Raw genomic sequence first — 21,881 nt, 5'->3', positions numbered from 1 at the left:
GCCACTGTCAGGTGCCGTTGGCGCGCCCACCGCCCAGCACCACGCAGGTGGTGGTGGCATGGGCATACAGCCGGCCATCGGGCCCGACCAGGCGGCCCTCGGCAAAGCCCAGGGTGCGGCCGCTGTTGATCACCTTGCCCTCGGCGCGCACCAGCGGCACGTCCAGCGTCAGCGCACGCACGTAGCTCACCTTCAGTTCGGCTGTGGTGTAGCTGGTGTCGGCGGGCAGCAGGGTGTGCACGGCACAGGCCACGGCCGAGTCCAGCAGCGTGGCGATCCAGCCGCCGTGGATCGTGCCCAGCGGGTTCAAAAAGCGTGCACTCGGCCGCCCCTGAAAGACGAACTGGCCGCGTTCGTAGGCCACCGGCCAGAAGTCCATCGCCGCACCGATCGGCACCGAGGGCAGGCAGCCGCTGCCGATGGCCTCGAACATGTCCATGCCGGTCATGCCGGCCAGCTGCTCGCGGCGCGCCACGCCGGGTTCGGCCAGCAGGCCCCGCACGCGGGCCTCGTCGGCCTCCCAGCGGGCCAGGGTTTCCAGCGTTTCGGGCGGCAGGTCTTTCGAACGGTTCATGGCATCACCTGATCAGTTGCAGATACATTCATTGTAGATACACTGATAAGCCACGCCGCATGCCGGGCTTTGCCCGCCGGAACGGCATTGCCCAGGAACCCGCCATGCCCCAGCAGCGCAAACCGCCCGGCGCAGCCGACCCCGCCACCCCGCAAGGCTGCAGCAACTTCCGCCTGCGCCAGGCCGACCGCGTGGTCAGCCGCTTCTACGACAACCACCTGCTGCCCCGCACCGGACTCAAGACCTCGCAGTACTCGCTGCTGAGCCACATCGCTGCGCTGGCGCCGGTGCAGCCGGCAGTGCTGGCCCAGCACATGGGCCTCGAGCCGTCCACCCTCACCCGCAATCTGCAGCCCTTGATCGCCCAAGGCTGGGTGCTGATGGGCCCCGGCGCCGACGCCCGCTCGCGCCTGCTTTCGCTCACGGCCGAGGGCCTGGCCAAGCGCAACGAGGCCAAACGCGCCTGGAAGGCCGCCCAGCTGGGATTCAACGAGCGCATCGGCGCCGAACGCGTGGCCCAGCTGCATGCGCTGCTGGAAGACTGCATGCGCCTGATGGGCCCCGACCCGGCGCAAGACGAAGCGCTGGCCCGCACCGCGTCGAGCGCAGCCCCTGGACGCAAGCCATCGCGCGGCGCGCCGGCCGCCGCGTCGTCAAGCCCAAGCCCAAGCCCAAGCCCAAGCCCAAGCCCAAGCCCAAGCCCAAGCCTAAGCCCAAGCCCAAGCGCTGCGCCGCGGCCAGCCCGCAACCCAGGAGAACTCGATGTCTGAGGCAGCACCGCGCACACCCGCCGCCGCACCCGACGCCGCAGTCGCCAGGCCGCTGCCCGCCCTGGCCTGGGTGCTGCTGGCCGCCGCCGGCACCTTTGCGCTGACCATGGGGGCACGCCAGTCGATGGGCCTGTTTCTCGGCGCCATCAACAGCCACACCGGCCTGGGCCTGGCCAGCATCAGCCTGGCCTTCGCCTTTGGCCAGCTGTGCTGGGGCCTCACCCAGCCGGTGGCCGGCATGGTGGCCGATCGCGTCGGCCCGGGCCGGGTGCTGGTGTGCGGCGTGCTGCTGGTGGCCGCCGGCACGGCGCTGATCCCGCACATGCACAGCACGCCCGGGCTGATCCTGGCCATTGGCGTGCTGGCGGCCGGCGGCGCCGGCATGGCCGGCCCCTCGGTGCTGATGTCGGCCACCACGCGCCTGGTGCCGGCCGAGCGCCGCGGCTTCGCCACCGGTGTGGTCAACGCCGGCGGCTCCTTCGGCCAGTTCGTGTTTGCGCCCCTGGCCCAGGCCGTCACCGCGGCGGCCGGCTGGATGGCCGCCGTGCACACCCTGGCCGTGCTGAGTCTGCTGGCCCTGCCGGCCGCCTGGGTGCTGCGTGGCCAGGGCGTTCAGCAGGCCAGCTCCGGCGCCGCCCCGCGCCAGAGCACGCGCCAGGCCGTGGCCCAGGCCCTGGCCGACCCCAGCTACCGCCTGCTGGCCGCGGGCTTCTTCGTCTGCGGCTTCCATGTGGCCTTTCTGGCCACGCACCTGCCCGGCGTGGTGGCCGCGTGCCAGTTGCCGCCCGAGGTGGGCGCCTGGGCGCTGGCAGTGCTCGGTCTGTTCAACATCGTCGGCAGCCTGGGCATCGGCTGGGCCATCGGCTACCGCCAGGGCCGCTGGCCCATGAAGCGCCTGCTGTCGCTGATCTACGCCACGCGCGCACTGGCCGTGCTGCTGTTTGTGCTGGCGCCCAAGACCCAGACCGTGATGCTGGTGTTTGCCGCGGTGATGGGCCTCACCTTCCTGAGCACCGTGCCACCCACGGCCGGGCTGGTGGCACGCTTTTTCGGGCCGGCCCACATGGGCACGCTGTTTGGCTTGGTGATGGTGACGCACCAGATCGGCGGCTTTCTCGGCGCCTGGCTGGGTGGCAAGGCCTTCGAGCTGAGCGGCAGCTACCAATGGATGTGGTGGGCCGACGCGGCACTGGCGGTGGCCGCCGCCCTGCTGCACCTGCCGATCCGCGAACACCCCCCGGCGCCTGCCGCCGCAGCAACAGCACAGCCCGCCTGACCTTGCCCTGCGCAGGGCCAAGCCCGGCGCTGGCCACAATGGCATCGCAACCCGCCCACTCATCCCCTCCCAACCGCCATGGCCGACCTGTCCACCTTTGCCATCACCCACAAGTGGCCCGCCACCCAACCCGACCGGCTGCAGCTGTACTCCCTGCCCACGCCCAATGGCGTGAAGGTGAGCATTGCGCTGGAAGAACTGGGCCTGCCCTACGAGCCGCACCTGGTGCGCTTTGACCGCAACGAGCAGCTGAGCCCCGAGTTCCTGTCGCTCAACCCGAACAACAAGATCCCGGCCATCCTCGACCCCGACGGTCCGGGCGGCCAGCCGCTGGCCTTGTTTGAATCGGGCGCGATCCTGCTGTACCTGGCCGACAAGACCGGTCGCCTGATGCCGGCCGCGCCGGCGGTGCGTTATGAAGCCATCCAGTGGCTGATGTTCCAGATGGGCGGTGTGGGGCCGATGTTTGGCCAGCTCGGCTTCTTTCACAAGTTTGCCGGCAAAGACTTCGACGACAAGCGCCCGCGCGACCGCTACGTGGCCGAATCGCACCGCCTGCTTGGCGTGCTCGACCAGCGCCTGAACGGCCGCGACTGGATCATGGGCGCCGACTACAGCATGGCCGACATCGCCATCTGGCCCTGGGTGAACAACCTGGTCGGCTTCTACGCTGCCGCCGATCTGGTGGGCTATGCCGACTTTGCCCAAGTGCAGCGCGTGGTGGCCGCCTTCCTGGCGCGGCCGGCCGTGCAACGCGGCCTCCACATCCCCGCACGCCCGGCCTGAACGGGCGCCCCCGCGCCGCAGCGGCAAGGCCCGCCACCAACGCTCAGGCCGGGTACAGCCCCAGCACCTGGCCGCGCAGGCGGGCCAGGCCCAGCAGCGCGCCGATGAAGGGCGTGTCCACGCCCACGCGCTGGGCGATCTCGTGCACCGCGCCTACCAGCGCGTCCAGCTCGAGGGCGCGGCCGGCCTCCACGTCCTGCAGCATCGAGGTCTTGAACGCGCCGAGCTTGCGGGTGATCTGGTGCCGGTCTTCGGGCGTCTGCCCGATGCCGCAGCCGATGGCCGCGCCCACGGCCTGGGCCTCGGCCATCGCCTGGCTGCACAGCTGGCGGGTCAGCGGGTCGTCAAGCACCCGGTCGACCGTGGCCCCGGTGATCGCGGTGATCGGGTTCATGGTCATGTTGCCCCACAGCTTGTACCAGGCATCCAGGCGCACATCGGCGGCCAGCGTGGCCTCGAAACCCGCCCGCTGCAGCAGCGCCACCACGGCCTCGGCGCGGGCCGAGGCGCCACCCAGCGGCTCGCCGACGATCAGGCCGCGGCCCATCACATGCGCCGCCAGGCCCGGGGCCTCGGTCAGGCAGCTGGCGTGCACCACGCAGCCCAGCACCTGCGCGAACGGAATCGCCTCGGCAATGCGGCCCTGCGGGTCCACCGCCGCCAGCGGCTGGCCGCCCAGCACCGGCAAGGCCTGGCTGAACCACCAGGGCACGCCGTTCATGGCCGGCACCACCAGCGTGTGCGGGGCCAGCAGCGGTGCGATGTCGCGTGCCACTGCGGCCAGGGCCGGGCCCTTGACGGCGATCAGCACCAGATCCTGCGGCCCCAGATCGGCCGCATGCGCGCTGGCCAGCACCGGTGCGCTGAGCATCTCGCCCCCCATGCGCAGCCGCAGGCCGTGGCTTTGCAGCGCCTGCAAGGTGGCGCCGCGGGCCAGCGCACTGACGCGAACCTCGGGCAGCAGCCCCAGCCGGGCGCCGACAAAGCCGCCGATGGCACCCACGCCCACCACGGCCACGCGCACCGGCGCGCCGCCTGCCGGCCAGGCCGCGCTCACTTGGCGAACACCTGGCTCATGTCGGCAAAGCTCTTGAACTCGAGCGCATTGCCGCTGGGATCAAGAAAGAACATCGTGGCCTGCTCGCCCACCTGGCCCTTGAAGCGCACATGCGGCGCCACGATGAAACGTGTGCCGGCGCCCTGCAGCCGGGCGGCCAGCGCCTCCCAGTCGGCCATCGGCAAGATGGCGCCGAAGTGCCGCACCGGCACGTCGTCGCCGTCAACCTGGCTGGTGGCGCGGTGGCCACATTCGGCCGGGCTCAGGTGGGCCACCACCTGGTGGCCGTAGAAGTCGAAATCCACCCAGGCCTCGCTGCTGCGGCCCTCGGGGCAGCCGAGCAGGCCGCCGTAGAAGCGGCGCGCCTCGGCGATGTCATGCACAGGAAAGGCCAGGTGGAACAGCGCAGTGGCAGACATGGGCGGCATCGGTCGGGTGGCTGAAGCGCCCGATTCTGCCGCCACCGGCCGGGCTGTTCAGCCCGGCCCGCTGTGCCTGCTCAGCCCAGCAGCGCCAGCCGCTTGCGCGCGTCGTCCAGCTGCTTGGGCTGGCCCACGCCGCGCTTGATGTAGCGGCCATAGGCGGCGCGGGCCGGCTCGGCCTGGCCCAGCGATTCGTACGACTGCCCCAGGCGGTAGTCGATGGGCAGCTGTGCGGCGCCGCGCAGCATGCGCACCTGCTCGTACACCCGCACCGCCTCGGCATGCTGACCCTGCAAGGCCAGCACGCGGCCCAGGCCGTAGCCGCCGGTGGCCCAGTCGGGCTGGTCGCGCAGCAGGCGCTCGAACACCGGCCGGGCCTTGGCCGGCTGGTCCTTCTGCAGCCACTGGTAGCCCACCAGGCCGGCCCACTGGCGCATGTCGTCGGCCACCGCGCTGTCGCCGCCGGCCGGAATCTCCAGCAGCAGGCTGGCCGCCTGCTCGAGCCGGCCATCGGCCAGCGCCACGCGGCCCTCGAGCGCCCGCACCTGCTCGGGCCGCGGCGCCGTGCGCGCCAGCTCGGCCGCGCGGGCGTTGCTGCCGCCCAGCATGCCGGGGGCCAGCAGGTAGAACTCGACCAGCGCGCCGCGCGCCGGGTACCACTGCGGCGACAGGCGGAAGGCCTCGGCCAGTGCCTCCTTCACCTGGCCGGCCTGGGCGGCCATCGTGACCATGCCCTGGCTCATGGCATGCACCCCCAGCACCGAGCCCAGCGCGTACTGGCACTCGGCGGCCTGGGGCTGGGCCTTGATGCAGGCCTGGGCGTGCTGCAGCGCCTTCTCGCGGGTGGCGGCTTCGTTGCTGGCCAGGGCGGCCACGGCCAGGCCCAGCACGGCCTGGGCGTCGTCGGCACGCGCCGCCACGCGGGCCAGCGCGGCCTGGCCCAGCTCGGCGATGCGGTCGCCGTCGGCCAGGCGCTGCAGCGCCGCGTCGCGAAAAAACTGCGCCTGCGCCGGCGCGGCCAGCAGGCCCGCCAGCACGCCCACACAGCCCGCCCAACGCCCAGCCGGCGCGCAAAAAATCCCCATGGGCCCGATGCTCCTGCGGCGGCCGCCGCCTTGATCCGCGCGACAGCCGCGCGATGTGCCCAACGCGCCGACGACAATGCGCGCTGACACCGTCCACCCCCTAAGTGCATCAAACCGCCGTGAGCGCCACCGAGCCCAAACCCGAACACGAGCAGCGTGGCATCCAGAGCATCGAGGTTGGCGGCCAGCTGCTGCGCGCGCTGGCGCACCAGGGCCGGCCAATGGCCTTGAAGGATCTGGCTGCCGCCGCCGGCATGGCGGCCGCCAAGGCGCACCCCTACCTGGTGAGCTTCGGCAAGATCGGCCTGGTGGAGCAGGACAAGGCCAGCGGCCGCTACGGCCTGGGCCCGCTGGCGCTGCAGCTGGGTCTGATGAGCCTGCAGCAGGTTGATCCGGTGCGCATGGCCGCGCCCTTGCTGGATGAGCTGGCGGCGGCCACCGGCCACACCCTGGCCATTGCGGTGTGGGGCACGGCCGGGCCCACCATCGTGTGGCTGGCCGAATCGCCCGCCGCGGTGCATGTGAACATGCGCCAGGGCACGGTGTTCTCGATCGGTGGCACGGCGTCGGGCCGGGCCTTTGCCGCCCATCTGCCCGAGGCCCAGGTGCGGCCCTTCTACGACGCCGAGCGTCGCGGCGACAGCCTGCCGCCGTGGCCGCAGTTCGAGCGCGGCGTGCTGGCCGAGGTGCGTGCGCAAGGCCTGTCGCGTACCGAGGGCGGCGTGGTGGCCGGCGTCAGCGCGCTGGCGGCACCGGTGTTCGACCACCGCGGCAGCATGGTGCTGGCGATGGTGATCATTGCGCCATCGGCGGCGATCGATGTGCGCTGGGACGGCAGCATCGCCAGCCAGCTGCGCGACGCGGCCGCGTCGATCTCGCTGCGCCTGGGCTACCGGACGGCGCCGGGCTGAACGGCGCGGCCTGGCCGGGCCCGCTCAGGCCGTGGCCAGCTCGGCCGGCCGGGTGGTGGCCACCGGCGGCACCGGCGGCAGGCCCATCAGGCGGCACAGGTGCGACAGCAACGCGGCCTCGCCATAGGGCTTGCCCAGCAGCACGGTCACGCCGGCACGCATGGCCTCGTCGCGGTGCTGGTCGTCGGCGGCGGTGATCATCACCACCGGAACATCTGCCGTGGCCGGCCGGGCGCGCAGCGCACGGGTCAGCATGAAGCCGTTGCAGCCGGGCATGTCGACATCGGTGATCACCAGATCAGGGCGTTCGGCCTCCAGCGCCTGCAGGGCGGCGTCGCCATCGGCGGCCTCGGTCACCTGCCAGCCCTGGGCCTGCAGCAGGCGCTGCAGCTTGACGCGCACCACGCGGGCATCGTCGGCGATCAGGATGCGGCGCGGGCGGGCGCGCAGCTCGGCCGGGTCGATGGGCGGCATGCGCGGCACCGCGGTGCGCACCATGAAATCGCTCGGCCGCACCGAGGCCGGCCGCGGCACGGTGGTGGTGTCGCCACCCGAGGCCACGGCGGCGCGCAGGGCCTCGGTGGCCCCCTTGGTCGACGCCTCGCCAGCCCGGGCACGCGCCACCGACTCGGCCACCCGCTGCCAGGGCGTGCTGCGGGTCGGGTCGAACACCGGGCCGTCGTCGGCGCGCAGGTCGTCGAGCGACAAGTCCATCGCCGCCGCCGCGGACGGGCGCTCGGCCGCCAGGCGGGCCGCGGCCTCGGCGCTGTTGCGCTGGGCCCGGGCGGCACGCGCCGAGGCCAGGCGTTCGGCATGCGCGGCGATCTCGGCGCGGATCTGGTCGGACGAGCGCTGCGCCGGCGCCGGTGTGCGCTCGCGCAGATCGGGGTAGCTGGCCGCCAGCGGTGCCGGTGCCGGCGTGGGCCGGGCCGGGGCCTCCACCACGGCCTCGGCCTCGGCCGGTGCATCGGCGGCCTGCAGTGCGTCGGCCGTGGGTGCAGCGCCCGTGGCGCTGGTGTCAGCACGCGCGGGCCAGCGCAGGTCAGGCACGCTCAGCTCGCCCGGTGTGCGTGCCGCGGCACGCGCCCGGCGGCGCCGTGCGGCGGCCAGCATCAAGCCCACGATCAGGGCCACGCCGCCTGCGGCGCCCCCCACCATCCATCCCGTCGCAGCATCCAGTACCAGCACGTGTCACCCCGTCGTCCGTTTGCACGGATCATGGCCCGGCCGGCTGCAGCTCAATCGCCGGAAGAAACGGCCCGCGCCCGCGTTGTCCGGGCGCTGGAACGGCGCCGGACGGGCTTGACAAACGGCGCCACCACGGGCGGTAGGGCACCGCCGGCGCCCGGTGCGGCCGGTGCCGCCGGTGCTGGCGCCTTGGCCGCCGCCGCCCGCGCCGCCAGCGCCAGCGTGCGCACGCGGGCGATGTCCTCATCGCTGAACACGCCGTTCACGCCCGAGATCGCCGCCAGCTGCATGCCGTGCTTGAGGCCCAGCTGGTAGATCTCGCGCACCTTCTCCCACTCGATCTGGCGGCCGACGGTGAAGTTCTCGAAGCGCCCCTCCAGCGCCAGCACGATGGTCTCGGCCAGGCAGGCGTAGGCCACGCCCCGGGGCAGGCCGATGTTCTTCATCTGCACCTCGCCGGGCAGGCGGATCTCGCCGCTTTCGATCACCAGCACGTCGGGGCGCTTGGCCACCTCGCTGGCTGGCAGGTCGAGCGGGCGGGCCACGTCGGTGATCACGCAGCCGGGCTTGACCTTCATGATGTCGAGCACCTTCTTGCCGGCGCCCGAGGTGGCGGTGACGATCATGTCCATGTCGGCGATGTGGCTGTCGGCCTGGGCGCACAGCACCACCCGGGCGTCGGGCGTCTCCAGCAGGAGGGATTCTTTCAGCGCCAGCAGCTTGGCGGCCTCGGGCGAGACCAGGGTCACCTCTTCGGCGGCGCGCACCATCAGCCGCGCGCAGGCCGCGCCGATGGCCCCGGTGGCGCCCACGATCATGGCCTTGAACTTCACCCGCCCCTTGCCGCGCGGCCGCGGCAGCAGCTTCATGCGCAGCAGGGCATCGTGCGCGGCCCACAGCGCGCCCGAGGCGCTGTAGCTGTTGCCGGTGGTGATGGGCAGCGAGGCGCGGCGGGCCACCGTGACGCCGGCATCGCCCACCACCTTGGTGAAGGCGCCCAGGCCCATGATCTGCGCGCCCAGCTTCTTGGCCATGTCGGCGGCGGCCAGCAGGCGCCGGTAGGTGAACTCGGGCCGGTGGTTCATGATCTCGCGCGGTGTGCCGCCCACGCTGATCAGCCAGCCCTCGCAGGCCACGCCAGTGGGGCTGCGAATGCCCTCGACCTTGCTGTAGACGAAGGGCGGCGCATAGGCCATCACCTTTTCCAGCGAGTCCATCAGCAGCGGCGGCGAGACGCGGCTGAGCAGCTCGATCGGCTTGACCTTCTTGAAGTACTCCTGCGACAGCGGGTGGATCACGAAGGCGAAGCGGTTGGTGCGCTGGAAGCCGTTGGGGTAGAGCAGGCGCGGCTGCAGCCCCTCGTCGGCCAGCATGGCCAGATAGTCGTCGTCGGCGATCTCGTCGGGCGCCTTGCCGGTGGCGGCCAGCAGCATGGCGTCGAGCAGCGCGGGGTCGATCACCTGGCCCTCGCACAACGGCGCGGCGTCGATCACCAGGTGCACGCCGGCGGCCTTGAAGCGGGCCAGGCGCTCGTCGTTGACGGTGGTGGTGATCAAGGTCTTGCCGGCCAGCTCCTCGAGGCCGAAGCCGTCGAGCTCGTGCACCGGCGCCACCACCACGCTGGCGCGCGCCATGGCCTTGCGCAGCACGAACTGCGTCCACTGGCGCAGCAGCGGGCCGCTCATCAGGCGCGGCGGGCGCCAGTCGCTCACGCAGTGCGCGCCGCTGGCGTACAGGCCCAGGGCGTCGAGCGAGGTCAGCATCTTGGGCACGCCCAGCTGCATCAGCGGGTCGGCGAACAGCAGGTTCTCGGTGTACTCCTGCATGGCCATGGCCAGGCGGTGGTGGGCCAGGCCCGAGAAGAACAGCACGTTGGCGTTGTCGAAGTAGTGGCCCAGCGTCGTCTGCGCATGGCGCAGCGACCACTCGAGAAGAATCTCCGACAGCCGCGCGCCGGTGGTCACCGGCACGCGCTGCGCCACGCCGGCCAGGCGCGCCAGGTCGGCGTCGATCTCGCGCTGCGCGCCGAAACGCGCGCTGTCCTTCACCAGGCCCAGGCCGATGGCCTGCGCATGGCGGTCCCAGTACTTCAGCAGCTTCGTGGCCTGGGTCAGGCTGCCGTCGGTGCCCACGCGCTGCACCTGCAGGCTTTGACCCAGCAGCCGGGTGCGCAGCTCGAAGTCGTGGCGCCGCGCACCGAGACTGATGCCGATCACGTTCGTCATGGTTGTCCTTGGGCAAACTGGCCAAAGTCAAGATGATGGAGCCGGCCGATGTTTCCCGAATTGATCAGCGACATGGCCCGCAGCCTTGGCCTGCCCCGGCTCAAACGCGCGGCCGGGGTGGTGACAAAACGGGTGCCGATCCCGCAGCCGCTGCTGCTGGTGGGTGCCGGCGCCTCGGCCCGGCTGGGCCAGGCGATTGCCGCCTTCGGCCACCGCAAGCTGCTGCTGGTGACCGACGCCGAGGTGGCCCGCCTCGGCCTCGCCCAGGCGCTGTGCGAGGCCCTGGCCGCCGCCGGCGTGCCGCTGGTGGTGTTTGACGCGGTGCGGGCCGACGCGCCGGTGGCCGATGTGGAGGCCGGCGTGACCTGCTACCTGGGCGAAGGCTGCGACGGCATCGTCGCCGTGGGTGGCGGCTCGGTGATGGATGCGGCCAAAGTCATCGGCCTGGCCGCCGCCAACGGCCGGCCGCCGGCCGAGCTGGTGGGCTACTTCAAGGGCCAGCACGGCCCGCCGCCGCTCTACGCCGTGCCCACCACGGCCGGCACCGGCAGCGAGGTCACGGTGGCCGCGGTGATCTCCGAGCCCGGCGAGCCCGGCAACCCCGGCGCAGGGGGGCGCAAGCGGGTGGTGGCCGATACCCGCATCGTGCCCGAGATGGCCGCGCTCGACCCCTTGCTGATGGTGGGCCTGCCGCCCGCGGTAACGGCCGCCACCGGCATCGACGCGCTCACCCACGCCATCGAGGCCAGCATCAGCCAGTGGGCCACGCCGCACACCAGCCGCCTGGCCCGCGCCGCGGTGGTGCTGATCTGGCGCTGGCTGAAGCCGGCCTTCGACGACGGCCGTCAGCTGCAGGCGCGCGAGCAGATGGCTCTGGCCAGCACCTGGGCCGGCCTGGCCTTCACCCGCGCCAGCGTGGGCAATGTGCACGCCATTGCGCACCAGCTGGGCGGGCGTTATCACACGCCCCACGGCCTGGCCAACGCGCTGATGCTGCCGGCCGTGCTGCGCTTTTGCCAGGCCGAGGCCGCGGCGCCGCTGGCCGCGCTGGCCCGTGCCGTGGGCCTGGACGACGGCGTCAATGACGGCCACGACACCGAGGCCACGCTGGCGCTGCGCTTCATCGACGGCGTGCAGGCACTGTGCGACGCGGTGGCCATTCCGCGCACGCTGGCGGCGCTGCGCGAGGCCGACATCCCGGCGCTGGCCCGCGCCGCCTGCTGGGAGGCCGACACCCAGTACCCGGTGCCCAGGCGCATGACCCAGCTGGCCTGCGAGGCCTTGCTGCGCAGCGTGCTGCCACCCGCCACGCCACCTGCCACGCCCCACGCCACCAAGCGGCCGCCGGCCCGCAAGGCGGCGGCCAAGACCGCTGGCACGCCAGCCCGGCGCCGGGCGCCGGCCGCCGACAAGGGCTGAGCGGGGCGTCGCGCGCAGGCTCAGGGCGATTGGCGCCAGCTGCCCGCGCAGCGGGCTCGGTGGCGCTTGCTCAGAGGGTGTGAAGGAACCGTCGCGAGCGGGCGCAGGGTGGCTCGAGCAAAGCAGCCGCACACCCGCACGGCGAGTCGCGCAGCGCCGCCATGGGCCCGCGCAGCAGGTTCATTCCCACCTTGTCAGTCGAAGGGGTAGACCACGCCCAGACGGCGGCGGATCTCCTGCATCCAGCCGGCCAGCACCAGGGTCTCGGCCAGCGGCATGGCCGGGCTCTCGCCCAGGCCGGCGCGCACGCAGCGCACGGCCTCGTCGATCTCGCCCTCGAAGCCGTTGATCTCGTGCGGGCGATCAAGGGTCAGCACCGGCTCGCCGGGCCGCTGCAGCGTGGCCTGGGTGGCCCCCCAGAAAGGCTCGGCCACGCGGATGTGGCCGCGCTCGCCCTGGATGGACAACGCGTTTTCGCCCTTGCCGTCGCCCGCGCAGACGAACTGCGCCACCGCGCCGCCCTCGAACACCAGGGTGCCGGCCACACGCCGATCCACCCCGGTGGCGGCCAGCGCCCCATCCACATGCAGGCGGGCCAGCGGCGGGCAGTTGCCGGGCGCACTTTCGAGCGCCCAGCGGCTCAGCGCCAGGTTGTAGACGCCCAGGTCGAGCAGCGCGCCGCCGGCCAGTGCCGGGTTCCACATGCGGCCGGCCGGATCGGGGTTGGCAGCAAAGCAGAAGCTGCTCTGCACATGCTGCACCGCGCCGATCTCGCCCGCCGCCAGCCATTGCCGCACGCCGGCATACAGCGGCAGAAAGCGCGTCCACAGCGCCTCCATCAAGAACACGCCGCGGGCCTGGGCCAGCGCCACCACGCGCTGGGCCTGGGCCTGCGTGGCCACCAGCGGCTTCTCGCACAGCACCGGCTTGCCGGCCAGCAGGCAGGCCTCGATGGCCTGCACATGCTGGGCATGCGGCGTGGCGATGTAGACGCCGTCGATGGCCGGATCGGCCAGCATCTGCGCCAGGCTGGCGGCCACCTGCGGCACCGGCCGGCCCGGCCGCGCCCACTGCCCGGCAAAGGCCTGGGCGCGCGCCGCATCGCGGCCCTGCACCGTGTGCAGGTGCATGCCGGCGCGCTGCTGCACCACCTCGGCAAACGTGTGGGCAATGCGGCCCGGCCCGACCAGGCCCCATGCGAAAGAGTTCATGCGGCCATGATCGCATCGTTCACGCCGGGGTTGGGGCTGGTGCCAGGGCCGGCGCCGGGGCCGGGGCCGGCCGTTCATGAAGCAGGCCTTTGCCGGCGAGGCGGTGGAGTTCGTGCTCGACTACCCGACGCCCGAGGGCACCACCTGGCTGGCGCTGAGCTGCCTGCCGATCAAGCTGGACGGCGTGTTTGACGGCTTCGTGGGCATCAGCCAGGACACCACGATGCAGCGCCGCGAGCAGGAGCGCCTGCAGGGTGAAGGCGATGAGCTGGCGCTGCTGTACATCGACCTCGACCATTTCAAGGCCGTCAACGACACGCTGGGCCATGCCGCCGGCGACCAGCTGCTGCAGGGTGTGGCGCGGCGCCTGCAGCGCGCGGTGCGCGACACCGACCTGGTGTGCCGCCTGGGCGGCGACGAGTTCGCGACTCTGCTCACCGGTGTGTGCGATGCCGCCATCGCCCGCAGCGTGGGCGACAAGGTGCTGGCCGCCGTGGGCCGCCCCTTCGAGCTGGAAGGCCAGAACCGCCAGGTGGGCGGCGCCGCGCCGTGCCGACACGGCGCCGCTGACCGGCTGACCGGCTGACCAGCCCATGGGCCACGCGGCCCGCAGCCGCCCGGCAGCGCCTTACTTCAGCACAAAGCGCACCGTGCCGGCCGCGCGGCCGCCGATGGTGAGCGCCGCCACCGCCTTGGTGCCGGCACCCAGCTTGAAGCTGCCGGTGGCCTCGAGCCGGTCACCGCCGGCCGGCAGCAGGGTCACCTCCTGCTTCTCGCTGCCGTTCAGCAGCACCAGGCGGGCGCTGGCCTGGGCCAGGTTCACCGCTTGGCCATGGCCGCGCACGTACAGGCGGATGGCCTCGGGCCGCGCCACCAGCTCGTGGTCGAACTCGCGCCCCCCGACCACCACGCCGCCGTGCTGCGGCTGGTGGTCGTGGTGGCCGGGGCCGTGGGCCTTGTCGGCGGCCAGTGCGGCGCCGGTGGTCGCCAGGGTCAGGGTGAGGGCGCGAAGCCAGGCGATGGGGGTCATGTTCAAGGTCTTTCGTCAGGGCGTGTCGGGCACGCGTGAAGGGGAGTCGTTGGCAGCAATCAGGCGATCAGGCAATCAGGCCATCAGGCGATCAGGCGACCCGGCCATCAGGCCGGCTCGGCCGGTTCGGTCTGCCGCCAGCGCTCGGCCGGGCGGCGGCCGAACAGCCAGAACATCGCCGGCGTCAGCAGGGTGTCGAGCAGGGTGGCGCTGACCAGGCCCGAGAAGATCACCACCGCCACCGGGTGCAGGATCTCGGTGCCGGGGCGCTCGGCCTCGAACAGCAGCGGCGCCAGCGCAAAGGCGGTGACCAGCGCAGTCATCAGCACCGGGCTCAGGCGCTCGAGCGAACCGCGCACGATCATCGGCAGGCCGAAGGCCTCGCCCTCGTGGCGCATCAGGTGCAGGTAGTGGCTGAGCTTGAGGATGCCGTTGCGCAGCGAGATGCCGGCCAGCGTGATGAAGCCCACCAGCGCGGCCACCGACAGCGGCTGGCCCGACCAGGCCAGGCCGATCACCGCGCCCACCAGGGCCAGCGGCACGTTCACCATCACCAGCAGCGCCAGCACCGCCGAGCGGTAGCGCTGGTGCAGCACCACGAACATCAGGCCCAGCGACAGCAGCGACAGCAGGCCGATCAGCCGCGACGCCTGCTCCTGCGCCTGGAACTGCCCGCCCAGCGTGATGAAGCCGCCTTCGGGCAGCCGGGTGTCGGCCACCACGCGGCGGATGTCGGCCACCACCTCCGACAGCGGCCGCCCCGAGGCATTGGCCGAGAGCACGATGCGGCGCTTGCCGTCGTCGCGGCTGATCTGGTTGGGGCCGTCGCCTTCGTCGATGCGGGCCAGGCGCGACAGCGGCACCGGCCCCAGCGGCGTGCCGATCATCAGCTGGCCCAGGCCCTCGGCGCCGCGCGCGGCTTCGGGCAGGCGCAGCACCAGCGCAAAGCGCCGCCCGCCCTCGGCCACCTGCGACACCGTCTCGCCCGCCACCAGGCCCTGCAGCGTGGCCAGCACCTGCGCGGGCGGCAGGCCGTGGCGCGCCGCCGCCGCGCTGTCCACCAGCACCCGGATCTGCGGCGCCAGCACCTGCTTCTCGACCTGCAGGTCGGCCAGGCCGGCAATGCCCGCCAGCCGCGCGCGCAGCGTCTCGGCCTGGCCGCGCAGCGCGTCCAGATCCTCGCCGAAGATCTTGATCGCGATCTGCGAGCGCACGCCCGACAGCATGTGGTCGATGCGGTGCGAGATCGGCTGGCCGATCTCGAGCGCCGCCGGCAGATTGATCAGCCGGGCGCGGATGTCGGCACGGATCTCGTCCATGCTGCGACGCAGCTCGGCGCTGGGCTTCAGGCCCACGTCCAGCTCGCTGACATGCACGCCCTCGGCATGCTCGTCGAGCTCGGCCCGGCCGCTGCGGCGGCCGACATGCGTGACCTCGGGCACCTGGCGCACCAGGCGTTCGGCCTGGCGCGCCAGCGCCGACGACTCGTCCAGCGTGATGCCAGGGTTGAGCCGCAGCCCGATCAGCAGCGTGCCCTCGCTGAAGGGCGGCAAGAAGCTGGTGGCAAACCAGGGCAGCGCCGCCGCCGACAGCAGCACCGCCAGCGCTGCCGCGGCCAGCGCCGCACGCGGGCGGCCCAGCACCCCGCGCAGCGCCACGGCGTAGCGCGCCTTCAGCCAGCGCAGCACGCGCGTGTCGCCATGCGCCAGGTTCTGCATGCCCGGCAGCAGCCACAGGCTGAGCACCGGCGTGAGCGTCACCGACACCAGCAGCGAGGCCAGGGTGGAGACGATGAAGGCCACGCCCAGCGGCACGAACAGCCGGCCCTCCAGGCCCGGCAGCGCAAACAGCGGCAGGAACACCAGCACGATCAGCACCGTGGCATACAGGATGCCCGAGCGCACCTCCAGCGAGGCCCGCGCCACCAGCGCCAGCGGTGCCAGGCGCTGCGCCGCCGGCAGTGCGCGGTTGGCCTTGAGGCGGCGGATGATGTTCTCCACATCCACCACCGCATCGTCCACCAGGCCGCCGATGGCGATGGCCAGGCCGCCCAGCGTCATGGTGTTGATCGACAGGCCGAAGTAGTGGAACACCAGCGCGGTGATGCAGATCGACACCGGGATCGCGGTCAGCGCGATCAGCGTGGGCCGCAGCGTGCCGAGAAAGAAGAACAGGATCAGCGCCACCACCAGCGAGGCGCCCAGCAGCTTGCCTTGCAGCGTGCCGATCGAGGCCTCGATGAAGCTGGCCTGGCGGAAGGTGACGCGCGGCGCGTCCATGCCCGGCGGCAGCGAGACGCGCAGGCCGCCCAGCGCCGCCTCGATGCTGCGGGTGAGCGCCAGCGTGTCGGCGCCGGGCTGCTTCTGGATGCCCAGGATCACCGCCGGCCGGCCCTCGAAGCCGGCATCGCCGCGGCGCGGCGCGGCGGCAAAGCTCACCTCGGCCACCTGGCGCAGCAGGATCGGCTGGCCGCCGCGGGCGCCGAGCGCCAGGTTCTTCAGCTCGTCCAGCGCGCCGGTGCTGCCATCGGGCGCGCGCGCCAGGTGGCGGATCAGGACCTCGCGGCCATTGCGCTCGAGAAAGCCGCCCGAGGTGTTGGCGGCAAATCCCTTCAGCGCCGCCACCAGCTGATCGTGGGTGACGCCCAGCGCGGCCAGGCGCGCGGTGTCGGGCTGCACCTGAAACTGGCGCACCTCGCCGCCGATGGGGATCACCTGGGCCACGCCGGGCACCGACAGCAGGCGCGGGCGCAGCACCCAGTCGGCGTACTCGCGCACCGCCATCGGGCTGATGCGCGCGGGGTCGAGCGGGATCGCGATCTGCAGGATCTCGCCCATGATCGAGCTGACCGGCCCCATGTGCGCCACCACGCCGGCGGGCAGGCTGGTCTCCAGTGTGGCCAGCCGCTCCGACACCAGCTGCCGCGCCCGGTAGATGTCGGTCTGCCAGTTGAAGGTGAGGTACACGAAGGACAGGCCGGCCGAGGCGGTGGAGCGCACCGATTCCACCCCCGGCAGGCCGCTGACGGCCGCCTCCAGCGGCAGGCCGATCAGCTGCTCCACCTCTTCGGCGGCCATGCCGCCGGCCTCGGTCATCAGCGTGACCGTGGGTTTGTCGAGGTCTGGAAACACGTCCACCGGCGTGCGCGACAGCGTGTATGCGCCATAGGCCATCAGCGCCAGACCGGTCAGCAGCACCAGCAGGCGGTTGGCCAGGCTGTGCTCGAGAAGCCACTTGAACATCGCGGCGCCCTCAGCGGATCTGGTTGATCAGCGCCGCGCCCTGGGTGGCGATGCGCTCGCCGGGCTGCAGCCCCGCGGTGACGGCCACGCGCACGCCGTCCAGCGGCTCGACCATGACCACGCGCGGCGCAAACAGCTCGGCCGCGGTCTTGACCCACACGATGCTCTGGTTGGCCGGGCTCTTCATCAGCGCAGCCACCGGCACGGCAATGCCGCGCACGGTGCTGCGCGTGTGCACGAACACCCGCACTGGCTGGCCCACCGCCAGGGCCTGCAGCGCCGCGCCCTGGGCGCGAAAGCCCAGCGGCAGGGCCTGGTCGCGCAGGCTGCGGGCAGCGCCGGCAAACACCAGCGGCACGCGCTGATCGCCCAGCGCCAGCCAGGCGCCGGCCACCTCGGCCGCCAGCGCCGGATCAAAGGCCAGGGCCTCGATGCGCAGGCGCCCGGGGTCGACGATCTCGAACAGCAGCTCGCGCGCCTCGACCACCTGGCCGGCCACCACCTGGGCCGAGGCGATCACGCCCGACACCGGCGCCACCAGCGCCTCGCGCGCGGCCAGGCCGCTGCCCAGCGCTGCGATGCGCTGCTCGAGGCTGGCGGCCTCGCTCTCGGCGGCCTCGATGTCCTTGCGCGGCACGGTGTCGGCCAGCAGCTGCAGGCGCGCCAGGCGCTTGTGGGCCAGCGCCAGCGCGGCGCGCAGCTCGGCCAGCTGGGCGGCCTGGCCGGCGCGCTCCAGCGGCGCCACGGCCGTCAGCACATGGGCCAGCAGCTCGCCCTTGCGCACCGCCTGCCCGGCCTGGGGCAGACCGCGCGGGCCGGGCTCGATGCGCCCGGCATGGAGCGCCTGCACCCGGCCACCGGCGTTGGGGTCCATGGTCACCGTGCCGTTCAGCGCCAGCGTGCGCGGCAGCTCGGCGGCCTCGGTCAGCAGGGTGCGCACGCCCAGCTGGTGCTGCGCCGGTTTGGGCAGGAACACGCTGCCGTCGGCCAGACGCTGCGGGCCGTTGGCGCTGGGGGCCGGCGCCGCGGGGCCATGCTCGTGGCCCGGCCCGGCCTGGGCCGGCAGCGTGGCGACGGCGGCCAGCATCAGCAGGGCCAACGCGCGCCGCACGGCCCTGCGGCCGGCTGGCCACACAGGCGGCCACACAGGCGGCCACACGGCCGGCGCAGCCACCCGCCGGGGTGCGGGCCGGGACCGGCCTGGTTGGGCGCAGGCGCTCATGCGGACTCTCCCACGGTGCCGGCGGGCGCGGCGGCGGCGCCCGGCGCCGTGCTTGCCAGGCGCCGACGCAGCCGGTTCAGCAGCAGGGCCAGGGCCAGGGCCAGCCCTGCGCCCACGGCGCCCAGCGCCCCGCCCAGCCGGGCGGGCGTGAACCAGCCGCCCGGCCCCGGCTCAGCCCCGTGGGCATGGGCCGGCGCGCCCACGTCCAGGTCGGCGGCCAGCAGGTCGACCTCGGCGCCCAGGCTCACGGTGGCGGTCACCGACAGCAGGCCCGGTGCGGGCGCGGCCTTCAACAGCAGGGTGTAGCTGCCGTCGGGCTGCGGCTGGGCGCTGTGGCGGCTGCCGGCCAGGTCGAGCTCGATGCGCGCACCGGGCACCGGCGCGTTGTCGGCAAAACGGTCGAGGTACAGGTTCAGCCGGCGGCCATCGAGCACGCCCACCAGCTCGAACTGATCGGACTGCGCGGCAAAACGCGGCAGCGCGGCGCCAGCCACGGCGGGCTGGGCCGGGCCGTGGTCATGACCTGCGTCGGCCAGGGTGCCCAGGCTGCCGGCCAGCAGCGTGGCGGCCAGGCCGCGGCGGGTCAGGCGGGTGAAGGGGGTCATGGTGAAGAGTCCTGATGAAAGGGGGGCGCGCTGGCGGGTGGCGTGGTTCATGGCGGCAGCAGGCCCAGCGCCTGGCGCCAGGCCGATACGGCGGCGGCCAGGTCGATGCGCGCGCGCTGCGCCTGCAGGCCGGCTTCGGCCGCCTCGGCCTCCACCCGCAGCCGGGTGGGCAGGTCGGCCTCGCCAAGCTGGAAGGCCTGGTCGATGAAGCCGCGGGTTTCGGCCGCCAGCCGGGCGCGGCGCTCGGCGGCGGCCAGCTGGGCCTGGGCGCCGGTGGTGCGCACGCGCGCCGCGGCCTGTTCGGCCGCCAGGCGGGCGGCATCCAGCGCCAGCTGGGCCTGCAGCGCCTGCGCCTCGGCGCGGGCAGCGGCCAGCCGGCCCGCTTGCTGCGGGTCGGCCTGCAGCGGCAGACGCACGCCGATGCTCAGGCTTTGCTGGTACGGCAGGCCATGGCCCGGGCGCTCGTGGCGGGTGGCCACGGTCAACTCGGGGCTGGCGCGGCCTTGCGTGGCCAGCAGCGCCAGCGTGGCGCCGGCCAGCTGGCGACGGTCGTTCAGCGCACGCAGTTCGGCGTGGCCGGGGCTGGGCACCAGGGCGTCCGGCGCGCGGGCCGGGGCCGCTGGCAGGGCGGGCGCGGATTGCGGCTCCGGCTCGGGCTCGGGCTCGGGCAGGGCCGCTGGCGCGGCGCCGGCACGGTCCAGCTCCGGCAGGGCCACACCGGCCAGCGCGGCCAGGTGCAGCGCGGCCTCCTGCTGCGCGGCCTCGGCCTGCGCCAGGGCGGCCTCGGCGGCGGCCAGGGCGCCATCGGCCTGGTGCTGGTCGGCGCGGGCCAGCGCGCCGGCCCGGTGGCGCCGCGCCACATCGGCGGCCAGGCGCTGCAGCGCGCCGTGCTGGGCACGCGCGGCGCTGCGCTCGAGGCCACTGCGCTGCCAGGCCCACCAGGCCTCGCGCAGCGCGGCGGCCAGGCGCAGCTGGGCGGCCTGGCTGCGGCTTTCATGCGCTTGCGCCTCGGCTTCGGCCAGCGCCTGGCTGCGGCCTTGCTCGCCGCGGCGCCACAGCGGCACGGCCAGACCCAGCTCGAGCTCGCGTGCGCCCTGCTGGCCGGTGAAGCGGTCGCTGCTGCCGGCCACGGCCAGCGCCACCGGCTCGGGCGTCCAGGCGCGGGCCGCGCGGGCCTGGGCGCTGGCCGCTTCGCGCCAATGCGCCAAGGCCTGGGCCTCGGGCTGGCGCGCCCAGGCCTGGTCGAAGGCCTGGCGCAGCGTCAGTGGCAAGGCGCTGGCCGCGGGCGCGGCGGCTGCCGCGGCGCTGGCCGCGGGGGGGCCGACGGTGGTCTGCGCTCCGGCGGGTTCAAGCGCCAGGGCCAGCAGCGCTGCGGCGGCCAGCGCCCAGGCGGCAGCGCAGTGGCGCCGGCCGGGCGCCGTGAGAGGAAGGGGGTGGCAAAACATCCGATGCTCCAGAGGGCTCAACAGCACACGGGAGATCGGCGAGCACGCGGCCGGGTACGGCGGCCGTGCGTCGGGCCCGGCGCCCCGGCGCTGGTGTCGAACCAGGGCCGGTGGACGCCGCGGCGCGAACCGGGGTCAGAAAGGGTGCAGACCCGCCTCGCCGATCAGGCGAGGGGCGGCCACTGGGGCCGTTCAGGCGGCACCGGCGCCGGGCAGGGCAGGGCGCCTGCCACCGGGGGCGGCGGGCGTGAGCCCAGCGCGCCCGGCAGCCAGGCGCCTGCAGGGGCCGGCAGGCCGGCCGAGGCGCCATGGCAATGGCCGCAGTCGAGATCAAGCCCGGGCAGCGTGGCCGCATCCGATGCTGCGCCGGCGGCAGTGCCCTCGCTGGCAGCGCCATGGCTGGCGGCGGGGCTGCCCGATGCGGCATCGGCCAGGGCGCCGGCCGACGCATCCAGCCGCAGATCGGGCTGGAGTTCGTGGTGGTGCTCGTGGTGGTGTTCGTGGTGGCCGATGTGCGGCCCCTGCGGCGTGGCTTCGTGGCTGCAGTACGCCGCAACCGCCGCCCAGCTGAACTGGAGCGGCAACAAGGCCAGCAGAAGGATCGCGAACCAGCGACGCATGGCAAAAAGTCTAGCAGCTGTGGGGTTCAGGCCGGCGGCGGGGCCTGCTCCGGCCCGGCCTGCAACTCGCCCACGGCCTGGCGCAGCACCGCGCGGCTGGCGCTCAGGGCCAGGCCGGCCATCACCAGCGCCACCAGCAGGTCGGGCCAGGCGCGGCCGGTGCCGAAGACGCCCAGCGCGGCGCCCATCACCGCCAGGTTGCCGATGGCGTCGTTGCGGCTGCACAGCCACACCGAGCGCATGTTGGCGTCGCCCTCGCGCCAGGCGTAGAGCATCCAGGCCACGGCCACATTGGCCACCAGGGCCAGGCTGCCGATGGCGCCCATGGTGATCGGCTCGGGCGTGTCGCCGTTCAGCGCCGCCCACAGCGCGCGGCCCAGCACAAACATGCCGAAGCCGCCCATGCACAGGCCCTTGAACAGGGCGGCGCGGGCGCGCCACTGCAGCGCCATGCCCAGCACCAGCAGCGAGACGCCGTAGTTGGCGGCATCACCGAGAAAGTCGATCGCATCGGCCAGCAGCGACACCGAACCGGCGCGCAGCCCGCCCGCCAGCTCGACGGCAAACATGGCCAGGTTGATCCACAGCGCCAGCCACAGCACGCGGCGGTAGCGCGGGTTGCGGGCCGCGGGCGGAGCTTGGCAGCCGCCGTGGCTGCCGCAGGACTGGCTCATGGTGGGCGTGTTCCCAGGATGCGATGCCGCCATTGGAAACCCTGCAGCCAGTTCAGAGTCAAGCGACGCGGATGCCGCGCCGGGGCCAATCGGGCGCGGCAGCTGCGGCCGGCCTGGCG

The 21,881-nt window shown here is 73.5% G+C and carries 20 protein-coding genes; 6 read left to right on the top strand and 14 right to left on the bottom strand.

The features are described from left to right. Nucleotides 1–7 precede the first annotated feature (7 nt). Entirely contained in the window at nucleotides 8–574 is a 567-nt protein-coding gene (locus N4G63_RS25250; RefSeq protein ID WP_260789733.1) for a PaaI family thioesterase, read from the bottom strand. Nucleotides 575–678: 104 nt separating this feature from the next. Between N4G63_RS25250 and N4G63_RS25245 the strand changes: the two genes are divergently transcribed. From N4G63_RS25245 to N4G63_RS25235, 3 genes are all read left to right on the top strand, one after another. Beyond that, entirely contained in the window at nucleotides 679–1,344 is a 666-nt protein-coding gene (locus N4G63_RS25245; protein WP_314600289.1) for a MarR family winged helix-turn-helix transcriptional regulator, read from the top strand. After that, the gene (locus tag N4G63_RS25240; protein ID WP_314600288.1) at nucleotides 1,337–2,620 is read left to right on the top strand and encodes an MFS transporter; all 1,284 of its coding nucleotides are present in this window, start codon (nucleotides 1,337–1,339) and stop codon (nucleotides 2,618–2,620) included. The genes N4G63_RS25245 and N4G63_RS25240 overlap by 8 nt, the downstream gene beginning before the upstream one ends. A 78-nt stretch (nucleotides 2,621–2,698) precedes the next feature. Next, the gene (locus tag N4G63_RS25235) at nucleotides 2,699–3,406 is read left to right on the top strand and encodes a glutathione S-transferase N-terminal domain-containing protein (protein WP_260789731.1); all 708 of its coding nucleotides are present in this window, start codon (nucleotides 2,699–2,701) and stop codon (nucleotides 3,404–3,406) included. Nucleotides 3,407–3,449: 43 nt separating this feature from the next. On the opposite strand, the gene N4G63_RS25230 is transcribed toward N4G63_RS25235, so the two are convergent. From N4G63_RS25230 to N4G63_RS25220, 3 genes are all read right to left on the bottom strand, one after another. Then, entirely contained in the window at nucleotides 3,450–4,430 is a 981-nt protein-coding gene (locus N4G63_RS25230) for a 2-dehydropantoate 2-reductase (RefSeq protein WP_260790208.1), read from the bottom strand. Between the two features lie 29 nt (nucleotides 4,431–4,459). Further along, nucleotides 4,460–4,882, bottom strand: coding sequence for a VOC family protein (locus N4G63_RS25225; RefSeq protein ID WP_260789730.1), 423 nt, complete (start codon nucleotides 4,880–4,882; stop codon nucleotides 4,460–4,462). An 80-nt stretch (nucleotides 4,883–4,962) separates the two neighbouring features. Continuing rightward, nucleotides 4,963–5,970 (bottom strand): tetratricopeptide repeat protein, encoded by a 1,008-nt coding sequence (locus N4G63_RS25220; protein WP_260789729.1) that lies wholly within the window; start codon nucleotides 5,968–5,970, stop codon nucleotides 4,963–4,965. Between the two features lie 119 nt (nucleotides 5,971–6,089). On the opposite strand from N4G63_RS25220, the gene N4G63_RS25215 reads away from it, so the two are divergent. Continuing rightward, nucleotides 6,090–6,881: an IclR family transcriptional regulator gene (locus N4G63_RS25215; protein ID WP_260789728.1), complete on the top strand. Its 792-nt coding sequence runs from the start codon at nucleotides 6,090–6,092 to the stop codon at nucleotides 6,879–6,881. A gap of 24 nt (nucleotides 6,882–6,905) precedes the next feature. Here the strand turns inward: N4G63_RS25215 and N4G63_RS25210 are convergent, their stop codons facing one another. Together N4G63_RS25210 and N4G63_RS25205 are read right to left on the bottom strand one after the other, a co-directional pair. Then, on the bottom strand, nucleotides 6,906–8,015 hold the full coding sequence (locus tag N4G63_RS25210) for a response regulator (protein WP_260789727.1): 1,110 nt from the start codon (nucleotides 8,013–8,015) through the stop codon (nucleotides 6,906–6,908). Between the two features lie 104 nt (nucleotides 8,016–8,119). Further along, on the bottom strand, nucleotides 8,120–10,294 hold the full coding sequence (locus tag N4G63_RS25205) for a DUF8754 domain-containing protein (RefSeq protein WP_314600287.1): 2,175 nt from the start codon (nucleotides 10,292–10,294) through the stop codon (nucleotides 8,120–8,122). A 48-nt stretch (nucleotides 10,295–10,342) separates the two neighbouring features. Here N4G63_RS25205 and N4G63_RS25200 point away from each other — a divergent pair, with 48 nt between their 5' ends. Continuing rightward, nucleotides 10,343–11,713, top strand: coding sequence for an iron-containing alcohol dehydrogenase (locus N4G63_RS25200; protein WP_260789725.1), 1,371 nt, complete (start codon nucleotides 10,343–10,345; stop codon nucleotides 11,711–11,713). A gap of 194 nt (nucleotides 11,714–11,907) precedes the next feature. Here N4G63_RS25200 and N4G63_RS25195 read toward each other — a convergent pair whose 3' ends face one another. Next, nucleotides 11,908–12,924 carry a Gfo/Idh/MocA family protein gene (locus N4G63_RS25195; RefSeq protein WP_260789724.1) on the bottom strand — a complete coding sequence of 339 codons (1,017 nt, stop codon included), beginning with the start codon at nucleotides 12,922–12,924 and terminating at the stop codon, nucleotides 11,908–11,910. Nucleotides 12,925–13,000: 76 nt separating this feature from the next. Between N4G63_RS25195 and N4G63_RS25190 the strand changes: the two genes are divergently transcribed. Beyond that, a complete protein-coding gene (locus tag N4G63_RS25190) occupies nucleotides 13,001–13,510 on the top strand; it encodes a diguanylate cyclase domain-containing protein (protein ID WP_260789723.1) in 510 nt (169 codons plus the stop codon). Nucleotides 13,511–13,552: 42 nt separating this feature from the next. Here the strand turns inward: N4G63_RS25190 and N4G63_RS25185 are convergent, their stop codons facing one another. From N4G63_RS25185 to N4G63_RS25155, 7 genes are all read right to left on the bottom strand, one after another. Beyond that, nucleotides 13,553–13,954 carry a hypothetical protein gene (locus tag N4G63_RS25185; RefSeq protein ID WP_314600286.1) on the bottom strand — a complete coding sequence of 134 codons (402 nt, stop codon included), beginning with the start codon at nucleotides 13,952–13,954 and terminating at the stop codon, nucleotides 13,553–13,555. Between the two features lie 107 nt (nucleotides 13,955–14,061). Further along, nucleotides 14,062–17,196 carry an efflux RND transporter permease subunit gene (locus N4G63_RS25180; RefSeq protein WP_314600285.1) on the bottom strand — a complete coding sequence of 1,045 codons (3,135 nt, stop codon included), beginning with the start codon at nucleotides 17,194–17,196 and terminating at the stop codon, nucleotides 14,062–14,064. A gap of 10 nt (nucleotides 17,197–17,206) precedes the next feature. Then, nucleotides 17,207–18,283: an efflux RND transporter periplasmic adaptor subunit gene (locus N4G63_RS25175; protein ID WP_260789719.1), complete on the bottom strand. Its 1,077-nt coding sequence runs from the start codon at nucleotides 18,281–18,283 to the stop codon at nucleotides 17,207–17,209. Nucleotides 18,284–18,414: 131 nt separating this feature from the next. Next, nucleotides 18,415–19,023, bottom strand: coding sequence for a hypothetical protein (locus N4G63_RS25170; RefSeq protein ID WP_260789718.1), 609 nt, complete (start codon nucleotides 19,021–19,023; stop codon nucleotides 18,415–18,417). A 47-nt stretch (nucleotides 19,024–19,070) separates the two neighbouring features. After that, complete coding sequence (locus N4G63_RS25165; protein WP_260789717.1) at nucleotides 19,071–20,468, bottom strand: TolC family protein; 1,398 nt, start codon at nucleotides 20,466–20,468, stop codon at nucleotides 19,071–19,073. A gap of 164 nt (nucleotides 20,469–20,632) precedes the next feature. Next, a complete protein-coding gene (locus N4G63_RS25160) occupies nucleotides 20,633–21,088 on the bottom strand; it encodes a hypothetical protein (RefSeq protein ID WP_260789716.1) in 456 nt (151 codons plus the stop codon). Between the two features lie 26 nt (nucleotides 21,089–21,114). Continuing rightward, on the bottom strand, nucleotides 21,115–21,762 hold the full coding sequence (locus tag N4G63_RS25155) for a cation efflux transmembrane domain-containing protein (RefSeq protein ID WP_260789715.1): 648 nt from the start codon (nucleotides 21,760–21,762) through the stop codon (nucleotides 21,115–21,117). Nucleotides 21,763–21,881 lie beyond the last annotated feature (119 nt).

This window comes from Aquabacterium sp. OR-4 (assembly GCF_025290835.2).
In the GTDB taxonomy this organism is placed as follows: Bacteria; Pseudomonadota; Gammaproteobacteria; order Burkholderiales; family Burkholderiaceae_C; genus Pseudaquabacterium.
Note: the sequence above shows the minus strand (reverse complement) of the source record. Positions and strands in the feature narration are given on the sequence as shown.

Coding starts and splice junctions, on each gene's coding strand:
- N4G63_RS25250 (WP_260789733.1), bottom strand. CDS start 574: ATGAACCGTTCGAAAGACCTGCCGCCCGAAACGCTGGAAACCCTGGCC.
- N4G63_RS25245 (WP_314600289.1), top strand. CDS start 679: ATGCCCCAGCAGCGCAAACCGCCCGGCGCAGCCGACCCCGCCACCCCG.
- N4G63_RS25240 (WP_314600288.1), top strand. CDS start 1,337: ATGTCTGAGGCAGCACCGCGCACACCCGCCGCCGCACCCGACGCCGCA.
- N4G63_RS25235 (WP_260789731.1), top strand. CDS start 2,699: ATGGCCGACCTGTCCACCTTTGCCATCACCCACAAGTGGCCCGCCACC.
- N4G63_RS25225 (WP_260789730.1), bottom strand. CDS start 4,882: ATGTCTGCCACTGCGCTGTTCCACCTGGCCTTTCCTGTGCATGACATC.
- N4G63_RS25220 (WP_260789729.1), bottom strand. CDS start 5,970: ATGGGGATTTTTTGCGCGCCGGCTGGGCGTTGGGCGGGCTGTGTGGGC.
- N4G63_RS25205 (WP_314600287.1), bottom strand. CDS start 10,294: ATGACGAACGTGATCGGCATCAGTCTCGGTGCGCGGCGCCACGACTTC.
- N4G63_RS25200 (WP_260789725.1), top strand. CDS start 10,343: ATGTTTCCCGAATTGATCAGCGACATGGCCCGCAGCCTTGGCCTGCCC.
- N4G63_RS25195 (WP_260789724.1), bottom strand. CDS start 12,924: ATGAACTCTTTCGCATGGGGCCTGGTCGGGCCGGGCCGCATTGCCCAC.
- N4G63_RS25190 (WP_260789723.1), top strand. CDS start 13,001: ATGAAGCAGGCCTTTGCCGGCGAGGCGGTGGAGTTCGTGCTCGACTAC.
- N4G63_RS25185 (WP_314600286.1), bottom strand. CDS start 13,954: ATGACCCCCATCGCCTGGCTTCGCGCCCTCACCCTGACCCTGGCGACC.
- N4G63_RS25180 (WP_314600285.1), bottom strand. CDS start 17,196: ATGTTCAAGTGGCTTCTCGAGCACAGCCTGGCCAACCGCCTGCTGGTG.
- N4G63_RS25175 (WP_260789719.1), bottom strand. CDS start 18,283: ATGCTGGCCGCCGTCGCCACGCTGCCGGCCCAGGCCGGGCCGGGCCAC.
- N4G63_RS25170 (WP_260789718.1), bottom strand. CDS start 19,023: ATGACCCCCTTCACCCGCCTGACCCGCCGCGGCCTGGCCGCCACGCTG.
- N4G63_RS25165 (WP_260789717.1), bottom strand. CDS start 20,468: ATGTTTTGCCACCCCCTTCCTCTCACGGCGCCCGGCCGGCGCCACTGC.
- N4G63_RS25160 (WP_260789716.1), bottom strand. CDS start 21,088: ATGCGTCGCTGGTTCGCGATCCTTCTGCTGGCCTTGTTGCCGCTCCAG.
- N4G63_RS25155 (WP_260789715.1), bottom strand. CDS start 21,762: ATGAGCCAGTCCTGCGGCAGCCACGGCGGCTGCCAAGCTCCGCCCGCG.